Source organism: Streptomonospora halophila (genome assembly GCF_039542725.1).
GTDB classification, from domain to species: domain Bacteria; phylum Actinomycetota; class Actinomycetes; order Streptosporangiales; family Streptosporangiaceae; genus Streptomonospora; species Streptomonospora halophila.
Genome location: NZ_BAABIK010000027.1, coordinates 71,940 through 81,005, shown reverse-complemented (window position 1 = coordinate 81,005; position 9,066 = coordinate 71,940). Strand labels below are relative to the sequence as shown.

The 9,066-nt window shown below is 70.3% G+C and carries 7 protein-coding genes; 5 read left to right on the top strand and 2 right to left on the bottom strand.

Going from position 1 to position 9,066, the window contains the following annotated elements:
• The first annotated feature begins 769 nt into the window (after window positions 1-769).
• The 4 genes from ABEA15_RS20360 (at window position 770) to ABEA15_RS20345 (ending at window position 6,123) form a co-directional block, all read left to right on the top strand.
• The gene (locus tag ABEA15_RS20360; RefSeq protein ID WP_345558292.1) at window positions 770-1,786 is read left to right on the top strand and encodes a TerC family protein; all 1,017 of its coding nucleotides are present in this window, start codon (window positions 770-772) and stop codon (window positions 1,784-1,786) included.
• Window positions 1,787-2,021: 235 nt separating this feature from the next.
• Window positions 2,022-4,856, top strand: a complete 2,835-nt coding sequence (gene uvrA, locus ABEA15_RS20355) for an excinuclease ABC subunit UvrA (RefSeq protein WP_344144027.1) — start codon at window positions 2,022-2,024, stop codon at window positions 4,854-4,856.
• 51 nt (window positions 4,857-4,907) lie between these two features.
• Window positions 4,908-5,447: an RDD family protein gene (locus tag ABEA15_RS20350; protein WP_345558290.1), complete on the top strand. Its 540-nt coding sequence runs from the start codon at window positions 4,908-4,910 to the stop codon at window positions 5,445-5,447.
• A 49-nt stretch (window positions 5,448-5,496) separates the two neighbouring features.
• Window positions 5,497-6,123, top strand: a complete 627-nt coding sequence (locus tag ABEA15_RS20345; RefSeq protein WP_345558288.1) for an RDD family protein — start codon at window positions 5,497-5,499, stop codon at window positions 6,121-6,123.
• Window positions 6,124-6,336: 213 nt separating this feature from the next.
• On the opposite strand, the gene ABEA15_RS20340 is transcribed toward ABEA15_RS20345, so the two are convergent.
• The gene (locus tag ABEA15_RS20340) at window positions 6,337-6,678 is read right to left on the bottom strand and encodes a hypothetical protein (protein WP_344144034.1); all 342 of its coding nucleotides are present in this window, start codon (window positions 6,676-6,678) and stop codon (window positions 6,337-6,339) included.
• Between the two features lie 669 nt (window positions 6,679-7,347).
• Here ABEA15_RS20340 and ABEA15_RS20335 point away from each other — a divergent pair.
• Window positions 7,348-7,761 carry a Rieske (2Fe-2S) protein gene (locus tag ABEA15_RS20335; protein ID WP_345558298.1) on the top strand — a complete coding sequence of 138 codons (414 nt, stop codon included), beginning with the start codon at window positions 7,348-7,350 and terminating at the stop codon, window positions 7,759-7,761.
• A 44-nt stretch (window positions 7,762-7,805) separates the two neighbouring features.
• Here the strand turns inward: ABEA15_RS20335 and ABEA15_RS20330 are convergent, their stop codons facing one another.
• Window positions 7,806-8,999 carry a mechanosensitive ion channel family protein gene (locus ABEA15_RS20330; RefSeq protein WP_344144037.1) on the bottom strand — a complete coding sequence of 398 codons (1,194 nt, stop codon included), beginning with the start codon at window positions 8,997-8,999 and terminating at the stop codon, window positions 7,806-7,808.
• Window positions 9,000-9,066: the final 67 nt, after the last annotated feature.

The following is a 9,066-nucleotide window of genomic DNA, read 5'->3' as shown; positions in this document are numbered from 1 at the left end:
GGCGCTGGGCGCCGCCGTGGGAACCGCGGCCGCCGCGGCCCTGCCGCCGCGCGGCCGCATCGCCGCCCTGTGCGCCGTCGCCGCGCTGACCGCGGCGGCGGAGTACGCCGGCAGCGACGGCGCACGCGCACCGGGACGCCTCCTCCGCCGCCTCGGCCGCCAACGCCGCCATGCCGCGCACGCGCCCGGACCGGTTGCGGCCCGTGCGCCAATGCCGGGCGAGGGCCGCCCGCGGACCGGAGCCCCGCAGGAGCGCGCCGGGCCCCGGCACCGTTCCGCGCGTTCGAGCACCCGCTCCGCCCGCTTCGGCCCGGCGGGGGGCCCGGGCGCGCCCGGGCCGGAGGCTCCTCCCGCCGGGCGCGGCGGCACGGGAGCAGGCGGCGGATACGCGTAGGTCCGCCGTTTCGGGACAGTCGTCCCACAGGAAACGGTGCAGCGTCTCGCCTACTCCGAACCTGTGACCAGGAGGGACCGTCGAGTGAATTCTTCGCCGCAGGGCCCGAGCCGTTCCTCCCGGGCGGCCCCGGTGGCATCATGGACGTATAGGGGGAACCTTCGCGCCGCCCCGCGCGTTGGCTCCTTCGGCAATTGCGAGGGGAGTATCCCTTACGCGGCGGCGTCGTCACCACGGTGGGCCCATGAGCGCACCCGGTGCCGCCGGTCCAGTCGGGCCCCCGTTCGGGGAGCCCTGTCCGGGCGGGAAAGACCTCCGGTGTACACGTGTGCCCGCAGCTCCACGGCACGGGCACGGCAACCGGAGGAGTAGTCCGTGGACATTCCGCTGTGGGTATGGCTGGCCACGATCGGTGGGATGATCGCCATCCTGGTGATCGACCTCGCGATCGTCGACCACCCCTGGAGCAAGAAGTCCGGCCCGCGCGAGTTCGGCATGAAGCAGGCGGCCTGGTGGGCCGTCTTCTACATCGGGATCGCCATCCTCTTCGGGCTGGGGCTGTGGTACTTCGGCGGCACGACGGTCGCCGGCGAGTACTTCGCCGGCTTCCTCACCGAGAAGAGCCTCAGCGTCGACAACCTGTTCGTCTTCTACCTGATCATGAGCGCCTTCGCGGTGCCCCGCAAATACCAGCACGAGGTGCTGCTGGTGGGCATCGTGATCGCCCTGATCATGCGCGGCGTGTTCATCGTGATCGGCGCGCAGATGATCAACGCGTTCAGCGAGGTCTTCTACGCGTTCGGCGCCCTGCTGATCTACACCGCCGTGAAGATCGTCCACGACCACGTCAAGGGCGGCGACGAGGACAAGGACTTCACCGACACCTTCGCCGCGCGGATGGTGCGCAAGTTCTGGCCGGTCACCGAGGACTACCACGGAGCCCGCCTGACGGTGAAGCAGAACGGCCGCCGCCACGTGACGCCCATGCTCATGGTGATCGTGGCGATCGGCGTGACCGACCTGATGTTCGCCGTCGACAGCATCCCGGCGATCTTCGGCCTGACCCAGGACCCCTACCTGGTCTTCACCGCCAACGCCTTCGCGCTGCTGGGGCTGCGCCAGCTCTACTTCCTGCTGGCGGGGCTGATGGACCGGCTCGCCTACATCAGCTGGGGCCTCGCCTTCATCATGGTCTTCATCGGCGTGAAGATGATCCTGCACGCGCTGCACGAGAACCACGTCCCCGTACCGGAGATCGGCACCGGGCTGTCGCTGGGCGTCATCACCGGCGTGATGGTGATCACGGTCGTGGCCAGCCTGATGCGCTCGCGCGGCCGGCTCGGCGACGGCGACAGGTCCAAAAGCGTGACGTCGGGCTCGACCTCGGAATGAGCGCCGATCGAACGGCTGTTCGGCTATAGTGTGTTCCCCCGGCGGTCCGCCGCCGGGGGCGGTGCCCGATGCGGAAGTTTCTCCGGCGCCGAGTCGTTACCGTAAAGGGCCGGGGCCCGGCGGCGCCCTGCGCCGATACCGCATTCCCCGGCGAGCCGCAGCGCGCCCGGCGCGGGCCCGGGCCTTGCGTGCGCCGCCGCACGCGCGAGCCGAAGCCGAAGGGTGAAGAAAGCACATGGCCGACGAGCTGGTGATCCGGGGCGCCCGGGAGCACAACCTCAAGGACGTCAAGGTCGACCTCCCGCGCGACTCCATGATCGTGTTCACCGGCCTGTCCGGGTCGGGCAAGTCCTCCCTCGCCTTCGACACCATCTTCGCCGAGGGCCAGCGCCGATACGTGGAGTCGCTGTCCGCCTACGCCCGCCAGTTCCTCGGGCAGATGGACAAGCCCGACGTCGACTTCATCGAGGGGCTCTCGCCCGCGGTGTCCATCGACCAGAAGTCCACCAGCCGCAACCCCCGCTCCACCGTCGGCACCATCACCGAGGTTTACGACTACATGCGGTTGCTGTGGGCGCGCATCGGCGTCCCGCACTGCCCCCGCTGCGACCGCGAGATCGCGCGCCAGACTCCCCAGCAGATCGTCGACCGGGTGCTGGAGCTGCCCGAGGGCACCCGGTTCCAGGTGCTGGCGCCCGTCGTGCGCGGACGCAAGGGCGAGTACGTCGAGCTGTTCAAGGATTTGCAGACCAAGGGCTTCACCCGCGCGATGGTCGACGGCGCGATGGTGCGCCTGGACGAGGCGCCGACCCTCAAGAAGTACGAGAAGCACGACATCTCGGTGGTCGTCGACCGGCTCACCGTCAAGGAGTCGGCCAAGAAGCGGCTGACCGACTCGGTCGAGACCGCGCTGCAGCTGGCCGGCGGCACAATCGTGCTCGACTTCGTCGACGAGGCCGAGAACAGCGCCGAGCGCGAGAAGGTGTTCTCCGAGCACCTCTACTGCCCCTACGACGACCTCTCCTTCGAGGAGCTGGAACCCCGCTCGTTCTCGTTCAACTCGCCCTACGGCGCCTGCCCCGACTGCGCCGGCCTCGGCACCCGCATGGAGGTCGACTCCGAGCTGCTGGTGCCCGACCCCGCCAAGACGCTCAACGAGGGCGCCATCGCGGTCTGGGCCAACGGCCACGCCCTGGAGTACTTCGGGCGGCTCATCCAGGCGGTGGGCGACGCGGTCGGCTTCGACATGGACACCCCCTGGGAGCGGCTGCCCAAGGCGGGGCGCAAGGCGCTGATGGAGGGCCACGAGACCCAGGTCCACGTGCGCTACCGCAACCGCTACGGCCGCACGCGCTCCTACTACACCGGCTTCGAGGGCGTCATCCCCTGGGTGAAGCGCCGCCACGCCGAGAGCGAGAGCGACACCGGGCGCGAGCGCCTCGAGGGCTACATGCGCACCGTGCCCTGCCCCACCTGCGACGGCCGCCGCCTCAAGCCAGTCGTGCTGGCGGTGACCGTGGGCGGCGCCTCCATCGCCGAGGTCAGCGCGCTGCCCCTGAGCGAGTGCGCCGAGTTCCTGCGCGACCTCAAGCTCAGCGAGCGCGAGCAGGTCATCGCCGCCCAGGTGCTCAAGGAGATCAACGCACGGATGGGCTTCCTGCTCGACGTCGGCCTGGACTACCTCAGCCTGGAGCGGCCCGCCGGGTCGCTGTCGGGCGGCGAGGCCCAGCGCATCCGGCTGGCCACCCAGATCGGCTCCGGGCTCGTGGGCGTGCTCTACGTCCTGGACGAGCCCTCCATCGGCCTGCACCAGCGCGACAACTTCCGGCTGCTGGACACCCTGCGGCGGCTGCGCGACATCGGCAACACCCTCATCGTCGTCGAGCACGACGAGGACACCATCCGCCAGGCCGACTGGGTCGTCGACATCGGCCCCGGCGCCGGCGAGCACGGGGGCGACGTCGTCGTCTCCGGCACCGTCGCCGACCTGCTCGCCAGCCGGTCCTCCATCACCGGCGACTACCTCACCGGCCGGCGCAGCATCGAGATGCCCAAGACCCGCCGCCCGCGGGTCAAGGGCCGCGAGCTGGTGGTCAAGGGCGCCCGCGAGAACAACCTGCACGACCTCGACGCGTCGTTCCCGCTGGGCGTGTTCACCGCGGTCACCGGCGTCTCGGGCTCGGGCAAGTCCACCCTGGTCAACGAGATCCTCTACAAGGCCCTGGCCAAGGAGCTGCACGGCGCGAAGGCGGTGCCCGGCCGCCACACCCGCGTCAACGGCCTCAACCAGGTCGACAAGATCGTCCACGTCGACCAGAGCCCCATCGGGCGCACCCCCCGGTCCAACCCCGCCACCTACTCCGGGGTCTTCGACCACATCCGCAAGCTGTTCGCGCAGACCACCGAGGCCAAGGTGCGCGGCTACCAGCCGGGCCGGTTCTCCTTCAACGTCAAGGGCGGCCGCTGCGAGGCGTGCGCGGGCGAGGGGACCATCCGCATCGAGATGCAGTTCCTGCCCGACGTCTATGTGCCCTGCGAGGTCTGCCACGGCGCCCGCTACAACCGGGAGACGCTGGACGTGCACTACAAGGGCAAGTCCATCGCCGAGGTGCTCGACATGCCCATCGAGGAGGCCCTGGACTTCTTCGAGCCCATCTCGGCCATCCGCCGGCACATGCAGACCCTCAACGACGTCGGACTCGGGTACGTCCGCCTGGGCCAGCCCGCGACCACCCTCTCCGGCGGCGAGGCCCAGCGCGTGAAGCTCGCCTCCGAGCTGCAGCGCCGCTCCACCGGGCGCACCGTCTACGTGCTCGACGAGCCCACGACCGGACTGCACTTCGAGGACATCCGCAAGCTGCTGGGCGTGCTCGACCGGCTCGCCGACAGCGGCAACACGGTCATCGTCATCGAGCACAACCTCGACGTCATCAAGACCGCCGACTACGTGCTCGACATGGGGCCCGAGGGCGGGTCGCGCGGCGGAACCGTCGTCGCCGCCGGCACCCCCGAGGAGGTCGCGAAGGTCGAGGAGTCCTACACCGGGCGGTTCCTCGCCAAGCTCGTATAGTCCTCCCAGCGCCGACCGCCGGCGCGTCCGCCCAGGAGGAGGAGCCCGACCATGAGTGAGGACACCCCCGCCGAGCGCCCGGCCGGGCTCGCACGGCGCGTGGCCGCCAGGCTGATCGACGTCGTCGTGCTCGCCGGCATCGCGATGCTGTTCTCTGCGCTGGTGGTCACCACCGTGCCCGGGGCCGAGAACCCGGCGCGCATGGAGATGCTGCCGGGGCTCATCCTCTCGGTGGGGCTGTTCGTGCTCTACCTCGCCTACGAGGCCGCCTTCACCGCCGTCTACGGCGCCACCCCCGGCAAGCTCTACCTGCGGCTGCGCGTCGTCGCCGCCGACCCCGCCGTCGGCGCGCCGCGCGCGCCGGTCTCCGCGGTGCTCAAGCGCTCGGTCGTCCTCTACGTCTCCGTGCTGCTCAACTTCGTTCCGGTCGTGAACTACCTCTCGCTCATGGTGTCCGTGTACGCCGTGATCTCCGCGTTCGTCGACCGCCCGCGGCACCGCGGACTGCACGACAAGGCGGGCGGGACCGCGGTCGTCACCGGGCCGTCCGGCGACCCCGACCAACGCGGGGGCGGGCGCTCCGGCCGATAGGGTCGAACCGCCGCCGATTCCGGCGGCACGCAAGGAGGTACAGGTCCCGATGAGCTTCCCGCCGCCGTGGAACGACGGCCCCGCCGCGCCCGGGCACACCGACCGGCCGCCGCCCTACCGGCCGCAGCCCCCGCCGTACGTGCCGCCCGCCGGCGCCGCGGCCCCGGGCGGGGAGCGGGAGCGCCACCGGCCGGCCTCGTGGGGAGAGCGCGCCGTCGCCCGGTTGATCGACGTGCTGGCGGTGGGGATCCCCGTCGTCGTCATCGCGGTGCTCGTATCGATGGTGTGGGCGGGCGCGCAGACCCTGTCGGGCTACGGCGCCGCCGCCGAGCGCAACGCCGGGATCGTCTACGGGATCGTCGGGTTCGTCATGTTCGTGGCCTACGAGACCGTGTGCGTCCACAGGTGGCGCCGGACCCTGGGCAAGCATCTGATGCGGCTGCAGGTGGCGCCGCTGAGCGGCGCGGGGCGCCAGGGGCCCATCCCGATGGCGTCGATGCTGGCGCGGGCCGCGGTGTTCAACCTGGCGAACCTGGCCGCCGCGAGCGTCGGGTGGGCACTCCTGTGCTTCCTGCTGATGCTCGTGCCGTGCATCCTGTGGCCGCTGTGGGACCGCCCCAACCACCAGGCCCTCCACGACAAGATCGCCGGCACCGTCGTCGTGCGCACGGGCTGAGGCCGGCCGGCTGGTGTCACCCTCAAGCAGTTCTCGTGCTGGCTCGGCGCAGCCGAGGAGTCCCTGCCTCAGCGGTGGCAGCGGATCGGCCGGATGATGCCGGCCCGGCGTCGCGCCGCAAGCCCCGCTACGACGAGGCGGTCTGATCCCGCACGGCAACGCGCCCCCGCCTTCCCGAGTGGGAGGGCAGGGGCGCTCTCGTCATGTCCTGGGTCAGGCGTCGGCGAGTTCGATTCCATCGCGAGTCAGGCCGCGAGTCGTCTTGAACTCTGGCCAGGACTCGGTGCCCCCGCCTGCCGCATGCAGGGCGGTTCGCACCGTGTTCAGGAAGAACATGGCCGCGTCGTTTCCGGTCTCGGCCTCGATCACCATCGACACGTTCATGGTCCGATCAGTGAGGCTGGCAGCAACGTCAGAGTCGCTGATGTTCTCATTGACGTCCTCAAGCTCAAAGAGTTCGTCGGTGACGGAGTCTGTGAAGGAGTCGAAGTTCTCGGAGGTGTCGAGCCCATCGGGGGCGGTGAAGCCCAGGCCGGTTGTGAGGTGGAACTTCACGTCAGTCCTCCCAGCAGGTAGCGCGCCTGAGTTGGCCTTTGGCGTTCCTCAGGTAGTTGGGGTCTGAGGGCGTGAGGCGGATGGTCTTCTTACACTTCCGTGGGCACGGACAGTAAAGTTTAAAGTACTTTCCGTCTACAACGCGCCATCCCTTGTTCTCCGCGTCTCGTAGCAGGGCTTCAAACTCGCGGTCAGGGTGCCTGCGACGTCCCAATGCCCGTCCGTTCAGTCTAGATTGCCCGAATTTCCCTGGCGCGAGCGGGGTGGGGCGTCACAGCAATGACTTACCCAACACGGTCAGGTAGGACACGAGTTTGTAGGGATCCTCCCGCGCGCGTGCGCGGTTGACCGGATGCGGCCAACGTCGCCCCCTCGCCGAACCTGCCCCACCGGCGCGGGGGCGGCGGGCCGCGCCGGTGGGAAGACATGGACGGTCCCCGCGCGGCTGGCTGGATCACGTTTGGAACCCGGCGTAGAACCACGGGCTGGTGTCGTCGTCGGGACCGTCCTGGTAACGGTGCGGGTGCCGCGGGTCGGGCTCGGAGGCCGCTGTGCGCCTTGTGGTGCCCGGTCGCACACGGCATCGTCGTTGTACTACTGTTTGTAGTAATGAGGCGAGCCGAGGAGAGGAGCGGTGCCATGTGCGCGGGGCTGGGGTGCGCCGGCGGGATCAGCAGGCGCAGGCTGATCGGTGCTGCGGGAGCCGCCGGCGCCGCCGCGCTCGGCGCGGCCGCCTGCGGATCCGGCGAGGGCGGGCCCGCGCCCCACGACGCGCTGCGGGGGACCGTGGTGGCCCAGACCGGCGACATCCCGGTGGGCGGGGGAGACGTCGTCATCAAGGGCAAGCTGGTCGTCACCCAGCCGGAGAAGGGCGCCTTCAAGGCGTTCAGCGCCGTGTGCACGCACGCGGGCTGCACGATCCAGGAGGTCGAGCGCAACATCCACTGCCTGTGCCACGGCAGCGAGTTCGACATCGCCACCGGCGAGGTGCGCCACGGTCCGGCCGACAGCCCGTTGAAGGAGCTGTCGATCACGGTCGACGGCACCGACATCGTCCTCGACGAGAAGGAGCGGGGGGCCTAGTCCCCCCGCCTCCGGCCGGGTCCGCGGAACCGGCCGATGCCGGCTCAGCCGTCGGCGTCGGAGGAGCCGTCGCCGTCGCGGGTGTGCGAGCCGCCCTGGGGGCCGGCCGTGAGGGAGCCGTCCGGGCCGGGCGACCCGGTCTGCTCGGCGCGGGGGCGGCGGACCGCGGAGTCGGGGAACACCGCGGCGTAGGGCTCGGCCTCCTGGGCGGTGAGGAACTCGGTGCGGCGGCGGGGCAGCGCGTGGGGGATGTACTCGTTGATGTAGGTGATCAAGTGCTCGCGCAGGTCGCAGCACAGGTCCCAGCGGGCGTCGGAGTCGGCGGTGGTGACCACCGCCCGCAGCTGTACGATCCCGTCGTCGAGGATGTCGGTGGCCTGCAGGGACCAGCGGCGGCCGTCCCAGAGGGGGTGGTGGTTGACGTACTCGCCGACCTCCTCGCGGATCTTGCCGATGGGGGCCTCCCAGTCGACCTGGAACAGCACCCATCCGGTGATGGAGGCGCCGTGCTTGGTCCAGTTCTCGAAGGGGGTGGTCGCGAAGTAGGAGACCGGTACCACCAGGCGGCGCTCGTCCCACATGCGGATGGTGACCATGGTGAGGCTGAGCTCCTCCACGCGTCCCCACTCGCCCTGGAAGACCACGATGTCGTTGATCCGCAGCGCGTTGCTGAACGCCAGCTGCAGGCCGGCGAAGATGTTGCCGAGGGTGGACTGCGCGGCTATGCCGGCCACGACCGACAGCAGTCCGGCCGAGGCCAGGAGTCCGGCGCCCAGCCCCTGGACCGCGGGGAAGGTGAACAGGATCGCCGCGAGGGCCAGCACGCCGATGATCGTCGCGACGATGCGCCGCAGCAGGCGCACCTGGGTCTGCAGCCGCCGCGAGTGGTGGTCGTCGTCGCCGTTGTTGGCGGCGAGCCGGTCCAGCACCGTGTCGGTCACGGCATAGGCCACCCCCAGCGCGAACCACGTCATCGTGCCGATCATCAGGATCGTCATGAAGTGGTCGATGATCGGGAAGAGCGCCCTGTCGGTCATCTCGTCCCGGTCGGGCAGGGAGATGTTGACGCCGACGACCACCGCGGCCGCATAGGCCGAGACCCGACAGTGCCGGACCAGCGGCGTGGCCAGCGGCGACACCTTGGTGAGCTGGTGGGTGAGCACCCAGTGCGCCACCGTCACCACGAGGACCGCGATCAGGACGGCGACGCCGATCCCGGTCCACTGCGTGAAGCTCACGGAAAGAGCCCCCCTCGCTCTCAGATGATGCGGTCGGTATCCGCCAAACTAGACTACGCGGATACCG